General features: G+C 63.9%; 20 protein-coding genes. 17 read left to right on the top strand and 3 right to left on the bottom strand.

The window, feature by feature from the left end:
• Positions 1–8: 8 nt before the first annotated feature.
• Both ML401_RS10710 and ML401_RS10715 read right to left on the bottom strand, forming a co-directional pair.
• Positions 9–989: an ABC transporter permease gene (locus ML401_RS10710; protein WP_211417801.1), complete on the bottom strand. Its 981-nt coding sequence runs from the start codon at positions 987–989 to the stop codon at positions 9–11.
• 104 nt (positions 990–1,093) lie between these two features.
• Entirely contained in the window at positions 1,094–2,689 is a 1,596-nt protein-coding gene (locus tag ML401_RS10715; RefSeq protein WP_285811900.1) for an ABC transporter substrate-binding protein, read from the bottom strand.
• Positions 2,690–3,061: 372 nt separating this feature from the next.
• On the opposite strand from ML401_RS10715, the gene ML401_RS10720 reads away from it, so the two are divergent.
• From ML401_RS10720 to ML401_RS10745, 6 genes are all read left to right on the top strand, one after another.
• Complete coding sequence (locus ML401_RS10720) at positions 3,062–3,319, top strand: DUF6489 family protein (RefSeq protein ID WP_028135213.1); 258 nt, start codon at positions 3,062–3,064, stop codon at positions 3,317–3,319.
• Complete coding sequence (locus ML401_RS10725; protein WP_285811908.1) at positions 3,319–4,119, top strand: triacylglycerol lipase; 801 nt, start codon at positions 3,319–3,321, stop codon at positions 4,117–4,119. Before ML401_RS10720 ends, ML401_RS10725 begins: the two co-directional genes overlap by 1 nt.
• 48 nt (positions 4,120–4,167) lie before the next feature.
• Positions 4,168–5,718, top strand: coding sequence for a wax ester/triacylglycerol synthase family O-acyltransferase (locus ML401_RS10730; protein ID WP_285811909.1), 1,551 nt, complete (start codon positions 4,168–4,170; stop codon positions 5,716–5,718).
• 10 nt (positions 5,719–5,728) lie between these two features.
• The gene (locus ML401_RS10735; protein ID WP_259205095.1) at positions 5,729–6,724 is read left to right on the top strand and encodes an alpha/beta fold hydrolase; all 996 of its coding nucleotides are present in this window, start codon (positions 5,729–5,731) and stop codon (positions 6,722–6,724) included.
• Between the two features lie 151 nt (positions 6,725–6,875).
• Entirely contained in the window at positions 6,876–10,112 is a 3,237-nt protein-coding gene (locus ML401_RS10740) for a bifunctional cytochrome P450/NADPH--P450 reductase (RefSeq protein WP_285811910.1), read from the top strand.
• A gap of 30 nt (positions 10,113–10,142) precedes the next feature.
• A complete protein-coding gene (locus tag ML401_RS10745; RefSeq protein WP_285811911.1) occupies positions 10,143–10,817 on the top strand; it encodes a spermidine synthase in 675 nt (224 codons plus the stop codon).
• Here ML401_RS10745 and ML401_RS10750 read toward each other — a convergent pair.
• A complete protein-coding gene (locus ML401_RS10750) occupies positions 10,814–11,728 on the bottom strand; it encodes an alpha/beta fold hydrolase (RefSeq protein ID WP_285811912.1) in 915 nt (304 codons plus the stop codon). The two genes, ML401_RS10745 and ML401_RS10750, sit on opposite strands and share 4 nt — an antisense overlap.
• Positions 11,729–11,888: 160 nt before the next feature.
• Between ML401_RS10750 and ML401_RS10755 the strand changes: the two genes are divergently transcribed.
• The 11 genes from ML401_RS10755 (at position 11,889) to paaD (ending at position 20,841) form a co-directional block, all read left to right on the top strand.
• The gene (locus ML401_RS10755; RefSeq protein ID WP_285811913.1) at positions 11,889–12,272 is read left to right on the top strand and encodes a hypothetical protein; all 384 of its coding nucleotides are present in this window, start codon (positions 11,889–11,891) and stop codon (positions 12,270–12,272) included.
• Positions 12,269–13,351, top strand: a complete 1,083-nt coding sequence (locus tag ML401_RS10760) for an alpha/beta hydrolase (protein ID WP_211417794.1) — start codon at positions 12,269–12,271, stop codon at positions 13,349–13,351. The genes ML401_RS10755 and ML401_RS10760 overlap by 4 nt, the downstream gene beginning before the upstream one ends.
• On the top strand, positions 13,348–13,941 hold the full coding sequence (locus ML401_RS10765; RefSeq protein WP_285811914.1) for a GNAT family N-acetyltransferase: 594 nt from the start codon (positions 13,348–13,350) through the stop codon (positions 13,939–13,941). Before ML401_RS10760 ends, ML401_RS10765 begins: the two co-directional genes overlap by 4 nt.
• A gap of 213 nt (positions 13,942–14,154) precedes the next feature.
• The gene (locus tag ML401_RS10770) at positions 14,155–14,610 is read left to right on the top strand and encodes a phasin (RefSeq protein ID WP_211417793.1); all 456 of its coding nucleotides are present in this window, start codon (positions 14,155–14,157) and stop codon (positions 14,608–14,610) included.
• 234 nt (positions 14,611–14,844) lie between these two features.
• Complete coding sequence (locus ML401_RS10775) at positions 14,845–16,131, top strand: DUF445 domain-containing protein (RefSeq protein ID WP_285811915.1); 1,287 nt, start codon at positions 14,845–14,847, stop codon at positions 16,129–16,131.
• A 198-nt stretch (positions 16,132–16,329) separates the two neighbouring features.
• Complete coding sequence (locus tag ML401_RS10780; protein ID WP_285811916.1) at positions 16,330–17,100, top strand: alpha/beta hydrolase; 771 nt, start codon at positions 16,330–16,332, stop codon at positions 17,098–17,100.
• A gap of 234 nt (positions 17,101–17,334) precedes the next feature.
• A complete protein-coding gene (gene paaX, locus ML401_RS10785) occupies positions 17,335–18,201 on the top strand; it encodes a phenylacetic acid degradation operon negative regulatory protein PaaX (protein ID WP_285811917.1) in 867 nt (288 codons plus the stop codon).
• Between the two features lie 76 nt (positions 18,202–18,277).
• Entirely contained in the window at positions 18,278–19,270 is a 993-nt protein-coding gene (gene paaA, locus ML401_RS10790) for a 1,2-phenylacetyl-CoA epoxidase subunit PaaA (protein WP_211417790.1), read from the top strand.
• 10 nt (positions 19,271–19,280) lie between these two features.
• On the top strand, positions 19,281–19,568 hold the full coding sequence (gene paaB / locus ML401_RS10795; protein WP_008136594.1) for a 1,2-phenylacetyl-CoA epoxidase subunit PaaB: 288 nt from the start codon (positions 19,281–19,283) through the stop codon (positions 19,566–19,568).
• Positions 19,568–20,344: a 1,2-phenylacetyl-CoA epoxidase subunit PaaC gene (gene paaC / locus ML401_RS10800; protein WP_285811919.1), complete on the top strand. Its 777-nt coding sequence runs from the start codon at positions 19,568–19,570 to the stop codon at positions 20,342–20,344. Before paaB ends, paaC begins: the two co-directional genes overlap by 1 nt.
• Positions 20,338–20,841 (top strand): 1,2-phenylacetyl-CoA epoxidase subunit PaaD, encoded by a 504-nt coding sequence (gene paaD, locus ML401_RS10805; protein WP_259205118.1) that lies wholly within the window; start codon positions 20,338–20,340, stop codon positions 20,839–20,841. Before paaC ends, paaD begins: the two co-directional genes overlap by 7 nt.
• Position 20,842: the final 1 nt, after the last annotated feature.

Below are 20,842 nucleotides of genomic sequence, written 5' to 3' on the forward strand. Positions count from 1 at the left end.
GGATTGCCTTATGTGGCGCGGCCGACCGTCGCGCGCAGGCGCGGGTCGACCACGGTGTAGAGGATGTCGACCACCAGATTGATGGTGACGAATATCAGCGAAACCATCAGCAGATAGGCGGCCATGATCGGGATGTCGACGTTTTGCACGGCTTGCACGAAGAGCAGCCCCATGCCCGGCCATTGGAACACGGTCTCGGTGATGATGGAAAATGCAATAACCGAGCCAAACTGGAGCCCGGCCACCGTGATCACGGGAATCAGCGTGTTCTTCAGCGCGTGGCCGAAATGGATGGCGCGGGTGGTGAGGCCCCGGGCGCGGGCAAAGCGGATGTAGTCGGTCCGCAGCACTTCCAGCATCTCCGCGCGCACCAGCCGCATGATCAAGGTCATCTGGAACAGGCCGAGGGTGATCGAGGGCATGATCAAGGCCTTCAGTCCCGACAGCGTGAGCAGGCCCGTGCTCCACCAACCGAGCTTGACCACCTCGCCGCGGCCGAACGAGGGCAACCAGCCCAACGTCACCGCAAACAGATAGATCAGCAGAATGCCGATGAGGAAAGTCGGCAACGAGATGCCTATCAACGAAACCGCCTGCAATAGTTTGGCCAACATGGTATCGCGCCTGAGCGCCGAATAGACGCCCATCAGAATGCCGAACACCATGGCAAAGACGGTGGCGCAGATCGCAAGTTCCAGCGTGGCGGGCATACGCTCCATCAACAGCGTCGAGACCGGCTGGCGGAACTGATAGGAGACGCCGAACTTGAACTGCGCGGCATCGGCGAAATAGCGTACGAACTGCACCGGCACGGGGTCGTCGAGGCCGAGCGATTTGCGCACGATTTCGCGTTCGGCCGCCGACGTGTCGATCGAGACGATCTGGTTGACGGGATCGCCGGCGAAACGGAACATCGAGAAGGCGATGATGCCGACGGCGAACATGACGCCGATGGCCTGAAGGGCGCGGCGAAGAGTGAAAGCGAGCATGCCTTCCACTGTCCTTGTGAGCCTGCGGCCGACGACTTTGTCAGCCGGAAAAAGGAAAGGTCCCGGAAGCCTCGCGCTGCCGGGACCTTGTGATCAATCGACTTCTATTCCTTCTTGGTCGCCCAGTGGAACATCACCAGATTGTCGGCGCGCTGCGGCAGGTTGACCTTTTTCGATACGCCCCAGGCCAGCGCCTGCTGGTGCAGCGGAATGTAGGCCCAGTCCTTGATGCTGATTTCGTAGGCCTGCTTGATCAGCTGGTTGCGCTTGGCGGTGTCGGTTTCGACCAGCACCTTGTCGGTGATGGCGTCGAACTCCTTGTTGCAATAGCCGCCGAGGTTGGCCTCGCCGCGCGAGGATTTCGCATCGTCGCGGCAGCCCATGATGTCGTAGAGCACGTTGTGCGAGTCCATCGTGCTCGGCGTCCAGCCCAGCAGGTAGAACGAGGTCTGATAGCCGCCCTGCTTGAGCACCTTGGCGAAGTACTGCGCCTTCGGCTGCGCCAAAAGATTGATCTTGACGCCAATGCGGGCGAGCATGCCGACAACGGCCTGGCAGATTGCGGCGTCGTTGACGTAGCGATCGTTCGGGCAATCCATCGTGACCTCGAAGCCATCGGGGTAACCGGCCTCGGTCAGAAGCTTCTTGGCGCCGTCAGGATCGAATTTCGGCCGCGTGAACTCCTTGGACAGCACGAACAGCTCGGGCGCGATCATCAGGGCTGACGGCGTCGACAACCCGCGCATCACGCGCGTCTTGATCAGCTCGATGTCGATCGCCTTGTAGAAGGCTTCGCGAACACGAGCGTCCTTGAACGGGTTCTTGCCCTTGATGTTGGAGTAGAGCAGCTCATCGCGCGTCTGGTCGAAGCCGATGAAGATCGTGCGCAGCTCCGGCCCCTTCAGTACTTGGGCGTTCGGGCTGGAATCGACGCGGGAGATGTCCTGGATCGGCACCGGCTCGATGACGTCGACCTCGCCGGAGAGCAGCGCGGCGACACGGGTGGCGTCGGAGGAGATCGGGGTGAAGATGATCTCCTTCAGATTACCTTCCATCTTGCCCCAGTAATTGGGGTTGGCCTTGAAGACCGTCTTCACGCCGGGCTGATGGCTTTCGATGATAAAGGGGCCAGTGCCGTTCTCGTGCAGCGAGGCGTAGCTCGGCGTGGTCGCCGCCACCGGCGTCGGATCGACGACGTTGTTCTCCTCGGCCCATTTCTTGTCCATGATGTACCAGACATCCCACGAATTATGCAGGATGGGATTGGGCGAAGGCAGGACGAAATCGACGGTGTAATCGTCGACCTTGACGACCTTGACGTCGGGCGCAAGGCGGGTCTGCATATTGGACCCCTTCTTGCGGACGCGATCGGCGGAGAACACGACGTCGTCGGCGGTGAAGGGGTCGCCGTTGTGGAATTTCACGCCCTTGCGCAAATGAAAGCGCCAGCGGGTCGGCTCGGGGGTTTCCCAGCTCTCCGCCAGCGCCGGAACGATCTTGAGCTCCTTGTCGCGCGCGGTGAGGCCTTGATAGACGTGACCGAGATGGGCGTGTGTCGTGCTCTCGTTGAGCGTGTAGGGATCAAGGGACTTCAGGTCGCCCTGGTTGGCATAGCGTAGCGTCTGGCTGGTTGCCGGCGAGACCGTCAACGCAAATGCACCGGCGAGCGTCGCCGCAAACAGACTTCGACATACAGACATTCTTGACCCTCTCCACGCCGCCGTGCCGGTGGTTTTTGATTGTTCGGCCGGCCGATTAATCCATGTTGCCCAGAGTTCTCGACCGGTGCAAGCGCCATTCCAGCAAGGAACGCGCCAAGTTGCACCGCTGTGCAGCAATGCTGACCAGCAATTTGGGGTGGAGGCCCGTGGGAGATATTCGACTTTCGACCTGTGCATTCCCCGGGGCAGTGCGGTGACGCCTCTGCCGCGGGACGGCGCCAAGGGGGTTGATTGACCATACCCCTGGATTGCGGAAGCCGGCGCCTTGCCGTCCGCCTCAGGTCGCTTGCGTTGCACACCGTGTCGCGGCGATACTCCCGCCAAGCCGCTCGAATCTCATCTGGAGGGGACATGAAAGTTAACATCGAAATCGACTGCACCCCCCTCGAGGCCCGCCAGTTCTTCGGTCTGCCCGACGTCGGGCCGATGCAAACGGCGGTGATGGACAAGTTGCAGCAGCAGGTGCTCAGCAACATCGAGAAGGTCTCGCCGGAATCGCTGATCCAGAGCTGGTTCACGTTCGATCCGAAGATCGCCGAGCGGTTTCAGGACATGTTCGTCACGATGGCGGGCCTCGGCGGCACGCGCAGCAGCGACAAGAAGAAATAGTGTCGCCCGAGCAGGAGGAGGGGCAGGAGAGAGGCCGGCTTCGTCCGCCGGGTCTCGGTCTGTTGCTCGCCGAAGCCCGCGGCCTGTTCGAGCTCAATGCGAGCCTGCTGCTGTCGCCGATCCTGATGCGGGCGCCGAGGGGCGACGGCCATCCGGTGCTTGCACTGCCGGGCTTTCTGGCCAGCGACCTCTCGATGGTGCCGATGCGGCGCTATCTCAGCGAGCTCGGCTATGAGGCACAGGCCTGGCGGATGGGCCGCAATCTCGGCGGTCTCGGCCGGATGCGGGACGCTTTGCGTGCCCGTCTCACCGAGATTCATGCTGCGAGCGGACGCAAGGTCAGCCTGGTCGGATGGAGTCTCGGCGGCGTCTATGCCCGCGATCTCGCGCTGTGGGCACCCGACATGGTCCGCTACGTCGTCACGCTCGGCAGCCCCTTTGCCAATGACGTGCGGGCGACCAACGCCACGCGGCTCTACGAAGCGCTATCCGGTGAGCGGGTCGAGGATCTTGCGGAAGCGCGCGAGGCGATCGCCGGCGATCTGCCCGTGCCGACAACCTCGATCTATTCGCGTGCCGACGGTGTGGTGAACTGGCGGACCTGCTTGCTGCGTCCCTCCGACCGTGCCGAGAACATCGAGGTGCACCTGGCGAGCCATATCGGCCTCGGGGTCAATCCCGCGGCGCTGTGGGCCGTGGCCGATCGTCTGGCCCAGCCGGAGGGGGAATTCTCGCCATTTGACCGGGCAGGGCCGTTTGCCATTGCATATGCCCCGCCGGAACAGGCAATATCGGCCTGACGAGAAGCGCCGGCCAAAGGCGCCCGTCAAATCTTGCGGGAGGGAACTATGGCTGACGGTAAGAAGCTGTCGTCGCTGGACGCGTCGTTTCTCTATCTGGAAACGCCTGAGATGCCGATGCATGTCGGGAGCATGGCGATCTTTCGCCTGCCCGACGACTACAAGGGCGACTTCTTCGAAGACTTCAAGGCGATGATCGTCTCGCGCCTGCACATCGCGCCGATCCTGAAGGCGCGACTGGAGAAGGCGCCGCTCGACATCGACCATCCCTCCTGGGTCGAGGACGATCAGTTCGACATCGATCGTCACATCTTCCGCGCCAGCCTGCCGCAACCACGCGACCGCGCCACGCTCGAGCGCATCGTCGGCTGGATGCATGCCAAGCTCTTGAACCGTGCCCGCCCGCTCTGGGAGTTCTACGTGTTCGAGGGCATGAAGGACAACGAGGTCGGGCTCTATTCCAAGATGCACCATGCCGCGATCGACGGCGGCGCCGGCGCGGCGCTGACCAACATGATCTACGATATCTCGCCGATCCCGCGGCAGGTCGAGCCGCCGACGGCCGGAAGCAAGCCTGGGCAGGAGCCGCGCGACATCGCGGCGAACCTGCTGGATTCCTACCAGCAGCTGTTCAACCAGCCCCTCGATGCCGGCAAGGCCGCCCAGAACCTGCAACTGCCGCGCACCGGCAAGAGCGACATCGGCTCGATCCTGTTCGACAACGCGATGTACCAGATCGAGAGCGCAGTGCGCTTCGCGGGCAATATCCCGACCATGGTCAAGAGCGTCTCCGAGGTGCTGGGCAAGGTCTCCGATCCGAAATCGCGCGAGAGCCTTGCCAGCATGGTGTCGCCGCCGACCATGCTGAACAAGACCATCTCCTCGGAGCGCAGCTTTGCCGGCGTGTCGATCTCGCTGTCGCGCTCCAAGGCGCTGGCCAAGCGGGCGGGCGGCAAGCTCAACGACGTCGTGCTGGCGCTCGCCTCCGGCGTGGTCCGCCGCTATCTGCAGCAATATGGCACGCTGCCTGCGAAATCGCTGACGGCGGCCGTGCCGATCTCGCTACGTGAGGAGGGAAACACCGAGGCCAACAACCAGGTGTTCGGCATGATCTGCGCGATTGCGACCAATATCGACGATCCCAAGGCGAGGCTCGAGGCCATCATCGCGCAGTCGACCAAATCCAAGGAGATGTCGCATCCGCTGCGTGCCTTGATGCCGCAGGTCTCCAACATCTCGATGCTGGGCGCACCGATCATGGTGCAGATCCTGGCGCTGCTCTACAGCCGTTCGAACCTCTCGGACGTTCTGCCGCCGGCAGCCAACATCACGGTGTCCAACGTGCCGGGGCCGCGGCAGACGCTCTATGCCGCGGGCGCCGAGCTGCTGCACATCTTCCCGGTGTCGATCTCGACGCACGGACAGGCACTCAACATCACCGTGCAGAGCTACCGCGACCAGCTCGATTTCGGCTTCATCGTCGGCGCCAACATCATTCCGCATGTGCAGGTGATGTGCGACATGCTGCTGGAGGAGTTCGCCGCGCTGGAGGCGGCCTACGCGCCACCGGCGGCCGAGATCAAGGGCGCCGCGGAATAGGACGTTTGTGATGATTGAAATGCCGCCGCTCCAGTTCGCGCAGACGAACGGAATTCGCATGGGCTATTACGAGGCGGGCCCGGCCGACGACAAGCCGCCGATCGTGCTGTGCCACGGCTGGCCCGAGCTCGCCTTCTCCTGGCGTCACCAGATCAAGGCGCTGAGCGAGGCCGGCATCCGGGTGATCGCCCCGGACCAGCGCGGCTACGGCGCAACCGACCGGCCCGAGCCGGTCGAGGATTATGACATGGAGCATCTGACCGGCGATCTGGTCGGTCTGCTCGACCATCTCAATATCGACAAGGCGATCTTCGTCGGTCACGATTGGGGCGGCTTCGTCGTCTGGCAGATGCCGTTGCGGCACCCTTCGCGCGTCGCCGGTGTGGTTGGCGTCAATACCCCGCATTGGGACCGCACGCCGATCGACCCCATCGCCCTGTTTCGCCAGCGCTTCGGCGATCAAATGTATATCGTCCAGTTCCAGGATCCCGCGCGCGGGCCGGACAGGATCTTCGGCAGCCGCGTCGAGCAGACGTTCGACGCCTTCATGCGCAAACCGCTGGCGCGCCCGCCGGCAAAGCCTGATGAGCCGCCCATCGCGGGTGTCGGCGCCTCGTCGAAGACCAATCTGGCGTTTCCGCAAATGATCGCAGCCTACGATGCCAAAGTCGATCCGCGCGCACCGATCCTGTCGGCCGACGAGAAGAAGGTGTTCGTCGACACCTTCACGAAAACTGGTTTCACCGGCGGTATCAACTGGTATCGCAACTTCTCCCGTAACTGGGAGCGGTCGAAGGGCCTGGATCACAACGTCCATGTGCCCTCGCTGATGATCATGGCGGAGAACGATGCCGTGCTGCCGCCGTCCGCGGCCGACGGCATGGAGAAGCTGATCGGCGATCTCGAGAAATATCTGGTGAAGGATAGCGGCCATTGGACGCAGCAGGAGAAGCCGGAAGAGGTCAGTGCCAAGCTGATCGAATGGCGTAGAAGGCGGTTTGGTTGACGACGCGGTCGTCCAGGTAAGTGCACCGTCGTTCCGGGATGGTCCGAAGGGATCGCGAGGCGACCCAGAGGACCAGACCCGGAACCTCGAGATTCCGGGTTCGATGCTGCGCATCGCCCGGAATGACGGCAAGAGGGGGAAGCGAAGTTAAATGTCATCCAAGAACCGTCTGGACCCGATCCCGCATCCGCCGACCAAGCCCGTGGTCGGCAACATGCTGTCGCTGGATTCGGCCGCTCCCGTGCAGCACCTGACGCGGCTCGCCAAGGAGCTCGGCCCGATCTTCTGGCTCGACATGATGGGCTCGCCGATCGTCGTCGTGTCAGGCCACGACCTCGTCGACGAGCTCTCCGACGAGAAGCGGTTCGACAAGACAGTGCGCGGCGCGCTGCGGCGCGTGCGCGCGGTCGGCGGCGACGGGCTGTTCACGGCCGACACCAAGGAGCCGAACTGGAGCAAGGCGCACAACATTCTGCTCCAGCCCTTCGGCAACCGCGCCATGCAGTCCTATCATTCGAGTATGGTCGACATCGCGGAGCAGCTCGTCCAGAAATGGGAACGGCTCAACGCCGACGACGAGATCGATGTCGTCCACGACATGACCGCGCTGACGCTTGATACGATCGGCCTGTGCGGCTTCGACTATCGCTTCAATTCGTTCTACCGGCGGGACTACCATCCCTTCGTCGAGTCGCTGGTGCGCTCGCTCGAAACCATCATGATGACGCGCGGTCTGCCGTTCGAGCAGATCTGGATGCAGAAGCGGCGCAAGACGCTGGCCGAAGACGTCGCCTTCATGAACAAGATGGTCGACGAGATCATCGCCGAGCGGCGCAAGAGCGCGGAGGGGATCGACGACAAGAAGGACATGCTGGCCGCGATGATGACCGGCGTCGATCGTTCGACCGGCGAGCAGCTCGACGACGTCAACATCCGCTACCAGATCAACACGTTCCTGATCGCGGGCCACGAGACCACCAGCGGGCTGTTGTCCTACACGCTCTATGCGCTGCTCAAGCATCCGGACATCCTCAAGAAGGCCTATGACGAGGTCGACCGCGTCTTCGGTCCCGACGTCAACGCGAAGCCGACCTATCAGCAGGTGACGCAGCTCACCTACATCACGCAGATCCTGAAAGAAGCGCTGCGACTGTGGCCGCCGGCGCCGGCCTACGGCATCTCCCCGCTGAACGACGAGACCATCGGAGACGGCAAGTACAAGCTTCGGAAAGGCACCTTCACCACGATCCTGGTGACCGCGCTGCATCGCGATCCCTCCGTCTGGGGGCCGAATCCCGATGCCTTCGATCCCGAGAATTTCAGCCGCGAGGCGGAGGCGAAGCGGCCGATCAATGCCTGGAAGCCGTTCGGAAACGGCCAGCGCGCCTGCATCGGCCGCGGCTTTGCGATGCACGAGGCCGCGCTGGCGCTCGGCATGATCCTGCAGCGCTTCAAGCTGATCGACCACCAGCGCTACCAGATGCATCTGAAGGAAACGCTGACGATGAAGCCGGAAGGCTTCAAGATCAAGGTACGTCCGCGCGCCGATCGCGAGCGGGGGGCCTATGGAGGGCCCGTTGCGGCTACCGGTTCAGCGCCGAAGGCGCCGCGTCAGCCCACGGCCCGGCCCGGCCATAACACGCCGATGCTGGTGCTGTACGGATCCAACCTCGGCACCGCCGAGGAGCTCGCGACGCGCATGGCCGATCTTGCCGAGATCAACGGCTTTGCCGTGCATCTCGGCCCGCTCGACGATTATGTCGGCAAGCTGCCGCGGGAGGGTGGCGTGCTCATCATCTGCGCCTCCTATAATGGTGCGCCACCCGACAACGCGACGCAGTTCGTCAAATGGCTCGGCGACGATCTGCCGAAGGATGCCTTTGCAGGTGTGCGCTATGCCGTGTTCGGCTGCGGCAACAGCGACTGGGCTGCGACCTATCAATCGGTGCCGCGCCTGATCGACGAGCAATTGTCGAAGCACGGCGCACGTGCGGTTTATCCGCGTGGCGAGGGCGATGCGCGCAGCGATCTCGACGGCCAGTTCCAGAAGTGGTTCCCGGCCGCCGCCCAGGTCGCGACCAAGGAATTCGGCATCGACTGGAATTTCACCCGCACCGCCGAGGACGATCCGCTCTATGCGATCGAGCCTGTGGCGGTGACCGCCGTCAACACCATCGTCGCCCAGGGCGGCGCTGTGGCGATGAAGGTGCTCGCCAACGACGAGCTTCAGAACAAGAGCGGGGCCAATCCGTCGGAGCGCTCGACGCGCCATATCGAGGTGCAGCTGCCGTCCAATGTCAGCTACCGCGTCGGCGATCACCTCAGCGTCGTCCCGCGCAACGATCCAACCCTGGTGGATTCGGTGGCGCGTCGCTTCGGCTTCCTGCCGGCGGACCAGATCAGGCTCCAGGTCGCAGAAGGCCGCCGCGCGCAATTGCCGGTGGGAGATGCCGTGTCGGTCGGGCGCCTGCTCAGCGAGTTCGTCGAGCTGCAGCAGGTCGCGACGCGCAAGCAGATCCAGATCATGGCGGAGCACACCCGCTGTCCCGTCACCAAGCCGAAGCTGCTGGCCTTCGTCGGCGAGGAGACGGAGCCGCTCGAGCGCTATCGCGCCGAGATCCTGGCCAAGCGCAAATCGGTGTTCGATCTGTTGCTCGAATATCCCGCCTGCGAATTGCCGTTCCACGTCTATCTGGAAATGCTCTCGCTGCTGGCGCCGCGCTATTACTCGATCTCGTCCTCGCCGTCGGTGGACCCGGCGCGCTGCAGCGTCACGGTCGGCGTGGTCGAGGGGCCGGCGGCTTCGGGGCGCGGGGTCTACAAGGGAATCTGCTCGAACTATCTGGCCAATCGCCGCGTGGGCGATACGGTCTATGCCACCGTGCGTGAGACCAAGGCTGGCTTCCGCCTGCCGGACGATCCATCCGTGCCGATCATCATGATCGGCCCGGGCACCGGCCTTGCGCCGTTCCGCGGCTTCCTGCAGGAGCGCGCCGCGCGCAAGGCGAAGGGGGCCAGCCTCGGGCCATCCATGCTGTTTTTCGGCTGCCGCCATCCGGATCAGGATTTTCTCTACGCGGAGGAGCTGAAGGCGCTGGCGGCCAGCGGCATCACCGAGCTGTTCACGGCGTTCTCGCGTGCCGATGGACCGAAGACCTATGTGCAGCACGTGCTGGCCGCGCAGAAGGACAAGGTCTGGCCGCTGATCGAGCAGGGCGCGATCATCTATGTCTGCGGCGACGGCAGCAAGATGGAGCCGGACGTGAAGGCGGCGCTGGTTGCGATCCATCGCGAGAGGAGCGGCAGCGATGCCGCCGCCAGTGCGCGCTGGATCGAGGAGATGGGGACGCAGAACCGCTATGTGCTCGACGTCTGGGCGGGCGGGTGATTGTTCGTCCGATCGTGCTAAACGTCGCCCATGATTCCCTGGGAAAAAATCGACACCGCCAAGATCCCCGGCTCCGACGAAGAGCTCCGCCTGATGCGACGGGGCAAGGAGTTCTCCATCAAGCTCGGCACCAACGAGCTGATGAACAATCGCCTGTCCGGGTCGGAAGCCGCGCTCGCGACGCTTGCGGCGAAGCAGATCGAGAAAGTCGCAAAACCCGTCGTTCTGATCGGCGGCCTCGGCATGGGTTTTACCTTGCGCGCGGCGCTTACCGTGCTCGGCCCCAAGGCGAAGATCGTGGTCTCCGAGCTCGTGCCGGCGGTGGTGAGCTGGGCGAAAGGCCCGATGGCGGAGGTCTTCGGCGACAGCCTCGATGATCCCAGGGTGGATATAAGGGAAATCGACGTCGGCGAGATCATCCGTGCGAAGAGCGCAGCCTACGACGCCATTCTCCTGGACGTCGACAACGGGCCCGAGGGGTTGACCCGAAAGGGCAACGACGCGCTCTACAATGCGAGCGGGCTAACGGCGGCGAAGACGGCGCTGCGGCCGGGCGGCGTGCTGGCGGTGTGGTCGTCCGGGCCCAACCCCGCGTTCACCAAGCGTCTCAAGCGCGTCGGCTTGGACGTCAACGAAGTCGCTGTCCGCGCCACCGGCAGAGGCGGCGGCGCGCGCCACGTGATCTGGATCGCGAGGAAGAGTTAAGCGGCCTGTACCGCCGCGCCATGCGCGTGCTTGTCGATGGCGCCGATGATCTCCGGCCAGAACCGCATCGGCAGCGCGTGGCCCATGCCTTCGATCATCAGCAGCTTTGCATTCGGGATCGACGCCGCCGTGTCCTTGCCGCCTTCGGGTCGCACCAGCGGATCGACGGTGCCGTGAATGACGAGTGTCGGCGTCTGAACGGCGTGCAGCCTTTCCTTGCGACTGCCGGATGCCAGCACGGCGCGGAGCTGACGGCCGACGCCGGCCGGATTGAGCCCGCGGGCGAACACGCGCTCGGCGCGACCCGGGTCCAGCGCTTCCTCCTCCGGAAACTGTCCAGCTCTCAGCACTTTCCAGGTCTGGCCGTAGCGGACCATGAATTCTTCCTTGCTGCGCGGCGGTGGCGCCATCAGCATCGCGGCAGCCTCGCGCGACGGCGGCGGGATGCGCGGATTGCCTGTCGTCGACATGATCGATGTCAGCGAACGGACGCGGTGCGGAAACGACAAAGTCACCTCCTGCGCGATCATGCCGCCCATGGATGCCCCGACCAGATGCGCCGACTTGATGCCGAGCGCATCCATCAGCCCGACCGTGTCCTTCGCCATGTCGATCAGTCTGTAGGTCGCGGCGACGGGAATCCTGAGGAACCGCAGCTTCAATAGCTCGAGCGGCGTCAGGCGCTTGCCGCCGGTGAGATGGCTGGACTTGCCGATATCGCGGTTGTCGAAGCGGATCACGCGGAAACCGCGCGCGGCAAGCTGCTCGCAGAACGCATCGTCCCAGTGGATCATCTGCGCTCCGAGCCCCATGATCAGCAGCAGCGGCTCGGAATTGTCGTTGCCAAAGATCTCGTAGCAGATGTCGATGCCGTTGGCGCGGACGGTCTGGGGCGGCTGATGGCTGGTCACGGGTCCCTCCTGCTGATCGATGCTGTATCGCACGGTTTCCCGTCTCAAAGAAGCGGCGTGCCAAGTGGCGGGCGTGCTTGCCGGTTGACCGGCATCGCGCAACGGTGTGGTATGGCGAGAAAAGAAGGGCATCGCAGCTCTCGATTTCAGGAGGACGCCGATGACCGACAAGACCAACGACCCCGTTGCCATGTGGCAGAAGATGGTTGGTGAGATGGAGAAAGGGTTCAACTCTTTTGCCAATCAGGCCATGTCGTCGCCGGAATTTTCGCAGGCGATGAACCGTGCGGGCGGAGTTGCTGCAGGTGCTCAGAAGCAGCTCGGCGAACTCATGGAGAAATACCTCGTCACGATGAACCTGCCGAGCCGGGAGCAGATCACGGGTCTTGCGGAGCGGTTGCAGTCGATCGAGGCCCAGATCGGCGAGATGAAGTCGATGCTGAGCCAGATGGCGGCGAGTTCCGGCATCGCGCAAGGCTTGGATGGCACGCCGCGGCCGCCGCGCACCAAGCGCCCGCCCTCCGAGAACGGAGAGCCGACATGAACGCGCCGACGGGACTCGATTTCGCATCCATCCCGGAGCGCATCCAGTCCGAGGTGCAGCGCGCCATCCAGCGCAGCATCAAGGGCGTTGAATATTTCTCGACCTCGGGCCCTTCGCTCGGCTCGACACCGAAGGACGTGCTGCATTCGCGCGGCACGATGAGCCTCTATCACTACCGGCCGATGTCGGACGAGATCTACCGCGTACCGGTGCTGATCGTGATGGCCACCACCAACCGCGGCTACATTCTCGATCTCGTCCCCGGCCAGAGCTTCATCGAGTTCCTGCTCAAGCGCGGCTACGACGTCTATATGCTCGACTGGAGCGCGCCGCGGCCGGAGGAGAAGAGCCTGCGGATGGAGGACTATGTCCTCGACTTCATCCCGGATTGCGTTCGCCGCGTGCAGGCGGACTCCGGCGAGCAGGACGTCTCCGTCATCGGCTATTGCTTCGGCGGCGTGTTGTCGCTCCTCTATGGCTCGATCCACGCGGACGGGCCGATGAAGAACCTGATCTGCTTCACCACGCCGATCGACTTCCGCGAGATGAAGCTGTTCTCGAACTTCTCCGACCGTCGCTATTTCGACGTCGACCATCTCGTCGACAGTGTCGGCAACGTGCCGCCGGAGATGATCCTGTCCTCGTTCGAGATGCTGCGCCCGGCCTCGCGCACCGTGAGCCAGATCCAGCTCTGGGAGAACATCTGGAACGACGAGTTCGTCAAATCCTACCGGATGTTCGACCGCTGGGCGACCGATACGCTGCCATTGGCCGGCGAGTATTTCCGCACCATCACCAAGGACCTGATGTGGGACAACAAGCTGTTCAACGACACCATGTCGGTCGGTGGCCGCGCGGCGAAGCTCGAGAATATCAAGGTGCCGATCCTGCATGCGGTGGCGGAGCACGACCACATCGTGCCGTATGAGGCCGCCAAGCACCTGATTACGAAGATTGGATCTGCGGACAAGGAAGAGGTGATGCTGAAAGGCGGTCACGTCTCGCTGGTCGCGGGTGCCAACGCCGTGAAGCGGCTATGGCCGAAACTGGATTCCTGGCTGGGAAAGAGATCGATATGAGCGAGCAGCGTTCCTATCCGCGTCACGTCAAGACCGACGCCGGCGATATCGAGATTCGCCTGATGGCATCTTCAGACGAAGCCGCGGTGCTCGCCTTCGGCAAGGGCCTGCCGACGCACGATTTGCTGTTCCTGCCGCGCAACATCAGCGAGCCGAAGGTGCTGTCGGCCTGGGTCAAGGAGATCGAGCGCGGCGCGATCACAAGCCTGCTCGCGGTCAGGGACGGCAAGGTCGTCGGCTGCGGCACGCTGGTGCGCGATCCTCATTCATGGTCGCCCCATGTCGGCGAGATCCGGATGGTGGTCTCGCTCGATGTGCGGGGCAAGGGAGTGGGGCGGGCGCTGTCGCAGGAGACCTTTGCGCTCGCACTTGGGGCGGGCCTGGAAAAGCTCTCGGTCCAGATGACGGTCGACCAGCAGGCCGCCATCGCCCTGTTCGAGAGCCTCGGCTTCAAGGCCGAAGCGTTGCTGCGCGACCACGTCCGGGACGTCGAGGGCAAGACCCATGATATCGTGGTGCTCGGCCACAACATCGCGCAGGTTCAGGCCCAAATGGAGGCCTATGGGCTGCCGGGGGCGGTGCAGCACTAAGGGCCGGGCAGCCGGCGCCGGAAGCTCCGCTGAGAACCCGTTGGCCAGGGAGGCATCGAAGTGCCTCCCATTAAGGCTGTTCACGAATTCGTGATATCGCACTGCAATATGAATATTGCATCGCACAATTAACTATGCCATATAGGACGTGCCCCGGGCCGATACGGACGGGGTGAGCCCATAGCTCAACCCAATGAGGATGGAGAGAACCCCATGACCACTGAAACCAACACCGCTTTCGAGGGCTTCAAGGACGCTTTCAAGAACATCCAGAACCTGGAAGTTCCCGAGGCCGCCCGCGAGTTCGTCAAGAAGACCGCCAACACCGCCAAGGACCGTGCTGCCGAGGCTTTCGCCGGTTCCGAGCGCGTGACCGCCGCCGTCGAGAACGCGGTGACCGAATCCGTCACTGAAGCCGGCAAGATCAGCCGCAACATCCAGCAGGCGATCTACGAGGACGCTGAGGCGTTCTTCTCCAGCATCGACAAGCTCGCTTCCGCCAAGTCGTTCAGCGAGGCCGTCGAGATCCAGTCGGGCCTGCTCCGTTCGCGCGGCGAAGTGTTCGTCTCGCGTGCCAAGGCGACCGCCGACTATTTCGGCAAGCTCGCCGCCAACGGTGCGAAGTCCGCTCAGGACAATTTCGCCAAGGTCTACAACAAGACCGCCTGATCCGGCGCCCTGAGTGCAAACTGAAATTTGAGGCCCGCTTCGGCGGGCCTTTTGTTTTTGTCTGCTGCGTTCCCCGGATGCAGCGCAGCGCGCCCCTGGCGATGCGATGCATCGTCCAGGTGGCGTGGCGCACTGCTGATCCCTGGGTCCATGCTGGGTCCCGGCTCTGCCTCGCAGCGCTGCGCGTTGCGCCTTGTCCGGGACACGAAGAGACCGACGCGCTAAGTATCCCTCATGACTCCGCCTATCACCTTCTCCTTCGACACTCCCGGCGATGCCGAACGTGCGGCCGAGCTGCGCCGCGTCAAGGCGCTGGCGACGCTGGTGCTGGCGTCCACGCTTGGGCTCTTCATAGTCGCCAAGATCTTCTTGAACGTGCATCCCGTCTTCGGCTTCATCGCCGCCTTCGCGGAAGCCGCGACCATCGGCGGGCTCGCCGACTGGTATGCCGTGGTTGCCCTGTTCAAGCGGCCGCTCGGCCTGCCGATCCCGCACACCGCGATCATCCAGAGCAATCAGGCCCGCATCGCCGACAAGCTCGGCGAGTTCATCCAGGTGCATTTCCTCGAGGCCGGCCCGGTCGAGGCCAAGCTGAAGGAGATCGATTTCGGCTCCTTCGTCGCCGACTGGCTGCGTGATCGCAAGCGCAGCGACGATCTGGCGCGCTTTGCGCTACGCCTGTTGCCCGAGGCCGTCTCTGCGACGGAGAGCTCGGGCCTGATGACCTTCATCATCCGCCGCATGTCGTCGCAGCTCCAGGCGATCGACCTTGCGCCGCTCGCCGCCGGCACGCTGCGCGGCTTCGTGGCGGAAGGGCGCCACCAGATCCTGTTCGACGATCTCCTGCGCGTGATGCATGAGACGCTGAACCAGAAGGAGACGATGGGGATGATCCGCGAGAAGGTGCGCGCGGAGTTGCCGACCCTGCTGCGGCTCTATCGCGCCGACAAGTTTCTGGTGAACAAGATCGTGGCGTCCGCCACCGCGTTCTTCAACGAGGTGCGCAATGATCCCAAGCATCCGTTCCGCGGCGAGTTCGACCGCATGGTGCTGAGCTTCGTCGACCGGCTCGGCACCGATCAGGCCTATATCGACCGCATCGCCGGCTTGAAGCGCGATCTCTTGGCGCGGCCCGAGCTCGCGGATCTTGCCCGCACCGTCTGGTCCAATACGCGCTCCTTCATCGAGCGTAGCGCGAGCGGCGAGACGCAGGTGCTGCAGCATCATCTCGCCGGCATGTTCGTCGCGGCCGGCGAAGCGCTCGCGGGCGATGCCGAGCTACGCGGCGAGATCAACAAGGGCTTGGTGACGGTGTTGCGCAGCTTCGTCGCCGACCAGAAGAGCGGCGTTTCGATCTTCATCTCCGACCAGGTCAAGGCGTGGGATATGGCGCAGCTGATTTCGCTGATCGAAATCAACATCGGGCGCGACCTGCAATACATCCGCTTTAACGGCTCGCTGATCGGCGGCCTCGCCGGGCTCGCGCTTTACTCCGTAGAATCCCTGCTCCGATGGCTGTGACTTTTGCGTCACGGCCGGTGGCATTCACACGCGGGCCTATTGTCGCCCCGCATCTCTCCCGCTTGAATGTCGGGAACCGGCCGCCTAGCTGATTCATGTTGCGCTGCGGAACGATCAAGAAGCCGGCGAGTTGGAATCTCTATGCGTTTGCCGGCCTCGTCCGGCCACCTTTTCAGCAATTCTTCCAGGGGACCATTGATGACCGCTACTGCCCAGACGCTGCGTCCGCCGCCCCGTACTCTGATGTTTCTGGAAGGGCGCGCGATCCACGAGTTCGGCGCATTCCTCGGCGCGCTGCCGCTGCTGAGCCTCGCGCCGCGCGGCGATGGGCATCCGGTGCTGGTGCTGCCGGGCCTTGTGGCCTCCGACGCGTCCACGCGCGCGCTGCGCACCTTCCTGACCGGCAAGGGCTATGCGGTGAGCGGCTGGCGCCAGGGCCGCAATTACGGCCTGCGCGATGGCGTGCAGCACGCGATGGTCGATCTGGTCCAGGAGCTCAGCGACAATCATGGCCGCAAGATCAGTCTTGTGGGCTGGAGCCTCGGTGGTCTCTATGCACGCCAGCTCGCCAAGATGATGCCGGAGCGTGTGCGTCAGGTGATTACGCTCGGCAGCCCCTTCGCCGGCAATCCCCGCTCCACCAACGCCTGGCGCGTCTATGAATGGGCGAGCGGACGGAAGTCCGACGAGGTCGATCCGCAGTTCGGAGGCGAGCTTGCCGTCCCGCCGCCGGTGCCGACCACCGCCATCTTCAGCCGCACCGACGGCGTCTGCGCCTGGCAAGGCTGCATGGAGAAATCGGGCGCGCAGACCGAGAGCATCGAGATCGAGAGCAGCCATTGCGGCATGGGTCATCATCCGGCCGCGGTCTATGCGGTGGCCGACCGCCTCGCACAGAAGGAAGGCCAGTGGCGTCCGTTCGACCGCAGCGGCTGGCGCAGCGTGGTGTATCCCGATCCGCACAGGTGATTTCTTCGCCTCTCCCCGCTCGCGGGGAGAGGCCGCAATTTGCGAAAAGCAAATTCCGGGTGAGGGAGACTCTCCACGAGTCCAATTCTCGCCGACTCCGCGGAGACTCCCCCTCATCCCGACCTTCTCAGCCTGAGCGAAGCTCGTCGCGGCCCCGCAAGCATGGAGAAGGAGTAGAGGCATTGTCGCTTCCATCCATTGTCGCGCCCGCACCAAACGCGCTAAGCCTGCCGCATGGCGCATCCGCTTTCCCGCATCATCGACCAGCTCAAGCGTGAACCGTCGCGCACCGGCTCCATCGTCATCACCGTGTTCGGCGATGCCATCGTGCCGCGCGGCGGATCCGTGTGGCTGGGCACGCTGCTGGAATTCTTCCAACGCCTGGATATCGACAGCGGCGTCGTCCGCACCGCAATGTCGCGCCTTGCCGCCGATGGCTGGCTGACGCGCGAAAAGGTCGGCCGCAACAGTTTCTACCGGCTTGCCGACAAGGGACGCCAGACGTTTGAAGCTGCCACGCGCCACATCTACGATCCGCCGCCGTCGGACTGGACCGGACGCTTCGAGTTGCTCCTGATCGGCAACGGCGAGGACCGTGACGTCTCCCGCGAGGCGCTTCGCAACGCCGGCTTCGGCAGTCCGCTGCCGGGCGTCTGGGTCGCGCCGTCGGGTGTGCCGGTGCCGGACGAAGCCGCGGGCGCTATCCGTCTGGAAGTCTCCGCCGAAGACGATAGCGGCCGCCGTCTGCTCAGCGCGAGCTGGCCGCTGCAGCGCACCGCGGACGCTTATCTGAAATTCATGAAAACGTTCGAGCCGCTCCGCGCCGCAATCGCGCGCGGCACGGATCTGTCCGAGGCCGACGCCTTCGCCGCGCGCATCCTCTTGATCCACCATTATCGCCGTGTCGTGCTGCGTGATCCCTTGCTGCCGGGCGAATTGCTGCCGGCGGACTGGCCGGGCAGGGCGGCCCGTGACCTCTGCGGCGATATCTATCGCGCGCTGCTCGCTCCCTCCGAGCAATGGCTCGATGATCATGGAACCAACGAAAAGGGGCCATTGCCGCCGGCGCGAAAGCTGCTGGAACGGAGGTTTGGCGCCTGAGATTTATGTTACAGAAATATCTTGCATGAAGTAATTCTTGTTATATATTCTCTCCCAATCAATCGGGAGGATGCGCATGTATACCCAGGCGCTGAACACGGCCGAGACCGACGACCGCGGTCTGGAGGACGCCGGCAGGGCTGCGCAGTTCCAGGCCCGTATCGATGCCGAGGAGCGCATCGAGCCGAACGACTGGATGCCGGCGGCCTATCGCAAGACGCTCACCCGCCAGATTTCCCAGCACGCCCATTCCGAAATCGTCGGCATGCTGCCCGAAGGCAACTGGATCACGCGCGCGCCGACGCTGCGCCGCAAGGCCGCGCTGCTTGCCAAGGTGCAGGATGAGTGCGGCCACGGCCTCTATCTCTACGCCGCTGCCGAGACGCTCGGCACCTCACGCGAGGAGCTGGTCGACGCCATGCTCGCCGGCAAAGCCAAGTATTCCTCGATCTTCAACTATCCGACGCTGACATGGGCCGACATCGGCACCATCGGCTGGCTGGTCGATGGCGCCGCGATCATGAACCAGATCCCGCTGTGCCGCTGCTCCTACGGCCCCTATGCGCGCGCGATGATCCGGGTCTGCAAGGAGGAATCGTTCCACCAGCGCCAGGGCTACGAGATCATGCTGACGCTGTGCCGCGGCTCGGACGAGCAGAAGGCGATGGCGCAGGACGCGCTGAACAGATGGTGGTGGCCGGTGCTGATGATGTTCGGTCCGCCGGATGCGACCAGCCAGCACAGCGACACTTCGACGAAATGGAAGATCAAGCGCTTCTCCAATGACGAGCTGCGCCAGAAATTCGTCGATGCCACCGTGCCGCAGGCGCAATATCTCGGCCTCACCATTCCCGATCCCGGCATGATTCAGGATGCCGACGGGCACTGGCGCTACAGCGAGATCGACTGGACCGAGTTCAAGCAGGTGCTCGCCGGCAACGGCCCTTGCAATCGCGACCGCATGGCCGCGCGCCGCAAGGCCCACGAAGAGGGCGCCTGGGTGCGCGAGGCGGCCGCAGCCTATGCCGCCAAGCGCGCACAGCGCCAGACCGCGCAAGCCGCGGAATAGGGAGATCGATATGGCCACGCCGAACACGCCGCTGTGGGAAGTCTTCATTCGCAGCCGCAACGGCCTCGCGCACAAGCATGTGGGATCGCTGCACGCGAGCGATGCCACCATGGCCCTGCAGGCCGCCCGCGACATCTACACAAGGCGTGGCGAGGGCCTGTCGATCTGGGTGGTGCCGTCGACCGCGATCACCGCGAGCGATCCCGCCGAGAAGGGCATGATGTTCGAGCCGGCGGAATCGAAGATCTACCGGCATCCGACGTTCTACGAGGTGCCCGAGGAAGTGGGGCACATGTGATGGCGACCGCCAACATCGAGGTCTCCGAAACGCCTTTGGTGCTCTACGCGCTGCGCCGCGCCGACGATGCGCTGATCCTCGGCCATCGGTTGTCGGAATGGTGCGGGCATGCGCCGATGCTGGAAGAGGACATGGCGCTCTCCAACATCGCGCTCGACCTGATCGGCCAGGCGCGAGAGCTCTACAGCTACGCCGCCAAGGTCGAAGGCAGGGATAACGACGAGGACAAGCTCGCCTATTTGCGCGACGTCAGGCAGTACCGCAATTTGCTGCTGGTCGAGCAGCCCAACGGCGATTTTGCGCAGACCCTGGTGCGGCAGTTCTTCTATTCCGCCTTCGCCGACCTCTACTGGCGCGCGATGATGACCTCGCGTGATGCGACGCTGGCTGCGATTGCCGCCAAGTCGGAGAAGGAGAGTGCCTATCATCTGCGCCACGCCTCGGAGTGGATCATCCGGCTCGGCGACGGCACCGACGAGAGCCACACGCGCGCGCAGGCCGCGATCGATCACCTCTGGGCCTTCACCGGCGAGATGTTTGCCGTCGACGAGGCCGAACGCGCTTTGATCCATGCCGGTCTCGCCGCCGATCCCGTCACCTTGCGCGGTCGCTGGCTGCAGACGCTTTCCGATGTCGTCAGCGAGGCCACCTTGGTCCTGCCGCAGAACGACTGGATGCAGCAGGGCGGCCGCACGGGCCGGCACAGCGAACATCTCGGCCATCTCCTGTCCGAGCTGCAATCGATGCAGCGCACCTTCCCGGGGCAGACATGGTGAGCGTGCTGGAGCGCGATAGCGAACTGCGCCAGCGCGCCTGGGACGCTGCGGCAAGCGTGGTCGACCCGGAGATCCCGGTCTTGACCATCGCCGATCTCGGTGTGCTCCGCGAGGTTGCCGTGGCCGGCGATCATGTCGAGGTCGCGATCACGCCGACCTATTCTGGCTGTCCGGCGATGAACATGATCGCGCTGGAGATCGAGCTGGCGCTGGAGCGCGCCGGCTTCCACCGTCCGAAGGTGCACACGGTGCTGTCGCCCGCCTGGACCACCGACTGGATGAGCGAGGAGGGACGCGAGAAGCTGCGCGCCTATGGTATTGCGCCGCCGCAAGCCTCGAACTCGCGCCGCGCGCTGTTCGGCGAGCAGACCATCACGTGCCCGCAATGCGGCTCGGACAAGACCGAGCTTTTATCCGAATTCGGCTCGACCTCCTGCAAGGCGCTGTGGCGCTGCAAGTCCTGCCGCGAACCGTTCGATTACTTCAAGTGTCATTGAC

Source organism: Bradyrhizobium sp. 62B, assembly GCF_030272265.2.
Lineage (GTDB): Bacteria > Pseudomonadota > Alphaproteobacteria > Rhizobiales > Xanthobacteraceae > Bradyrhizobium.

What these genes read in the sequence shown, in the direction of transcription:
- ML401_RS10710 (WP_211417801.1), bottom strand. Translation starts at nt 989, where the DNA reads ATGCTCGCTTTCACTCTTCGCCGCGCCCTTCAGGCCATCGGCGTCATG.
- ML401_RS10715 (WP_285811900.1), bottom strand. Translation starts at nt 2,689, where the DNA reads ATGTCTGTATGTCGAAGTCTGTTTGCGGCGACGCTCGCCGGTGCATTT.
- ML401_RS10720 (WP_028135213.1), top strand. Translation starts at nt 3,062, where the DNA reads ATGAAAGTTAACATCGAAATCGACTGCACCCCCCTCGAGGCCCGCCAG.
- ML401_RS10730 (WP_285811909.1), top strand. Translation starts at nt 4,168, where the DNA reads ATGGCTGACGGTAAGAAGCTGTCGTCGCTGGACGCGTCGTTTCTCTAT.
- ML401_RS10735 (WP_259205095.1), top strand. Translation starts at nt 5,729, where the DNA reads ATGATTGAAATGCCGCCGCTCCAGTTCGCGCAGACGAACGGAATTCGC.
- ML401_RS10740 (WP_285811910.1), top strand. Translation starts at nt 6,876, where the DNA reads ATGTCATCCAAGAACCGTCTGGACCCGATCCCGCATCCGCCGACCAAG.
- ML401_RS10745 (WP_285811911.1), top strand. Translation starts at nt 10,143, where the DNA reads ATGATTCCCTGGGAAAAAATCGACACCGCCAAGATCCCCGGCTCCGAC.
- ML401_RS10755 (WP_285811913.1), top strand. Translation starts at nt 11,889, where the DNA reads ATGACCGACAAGACCAACGACCCCGTTGCCATGTGGCAGAAGATGGTT.
- ML401_RS10760 (WP_211417794.1), top strand. Translation starts at nt 12,269, where the DNA reads ATGAACGCGCCGACGGGACTCGATTTCGCATCCATCCCGGAGCGCATC.
- ML401_RS10765 (WP_285811914.1), top strand. Translation starts at nt 13,348, where the DNA reads ATGAGCGAGCAGCGTTCCTATCCGCGTCACGTCAAGACCGACGCCGGC.
- ML401_RS10770 (WP_211417793.1), top strand. Translation starts at nt 14,155, where the DNA reads ATGACCACTGAAACCAACACCGCTTTCGAGGGCTTCAAGGACGCTTTC.
- ML401_RS10775 (WP_285811915.1), top strand. Translation starts at nt 14,845, where the DNA reads ATGACTCCGCCTATCACCTTCTCCTTCGACACTCCCGGCGATGCCGAA.
- ML401_RS10780 (WP_285811916.1), top strand. Translation starts at nt 16,330, where the DNA reads ATGACCGCTACTGCCCAGACGCTGCGTCCGCCGCCCCGTACTCTGATG.
- paaX (WP_285811917.1), top strand. Translation starts at nt 17,335, where the DNA reads ATGGCGCATCCGCTTTCCCGCATCATCGACCAGCTCAAGCGTGAACCG.
- paaA (WP_211417790.1), top strand. Translation starts at nt 18,278, where the DNA reads ATGTATACCCAGGCGCTGAACACGGCCGAGACCGACGACCGCGGTCTG.
- paaB (WP_008136594.1), top strand. Translation starts at nt 19,281, where the DNA reads ATGGCCACGCCGAACACGCCGCTGTGGGAAGTCTTCATTCGCAGCCGC.
- paaC (WP_285811919.1), top strand. Translation starts at nt 19,568, where the DNA reads ATGGCGACCGCCAACATCGAGGTCTCCGAAACGCCTTTGGTGCTCTAC.
- paaD (WP_259205118.1), top strand. Translation starts at nt 20,338, where the DNA reads ATGGTGAGCGTGCTGGAGCGCGATAGCGAACTGCGCCAGCGCGCCTGG.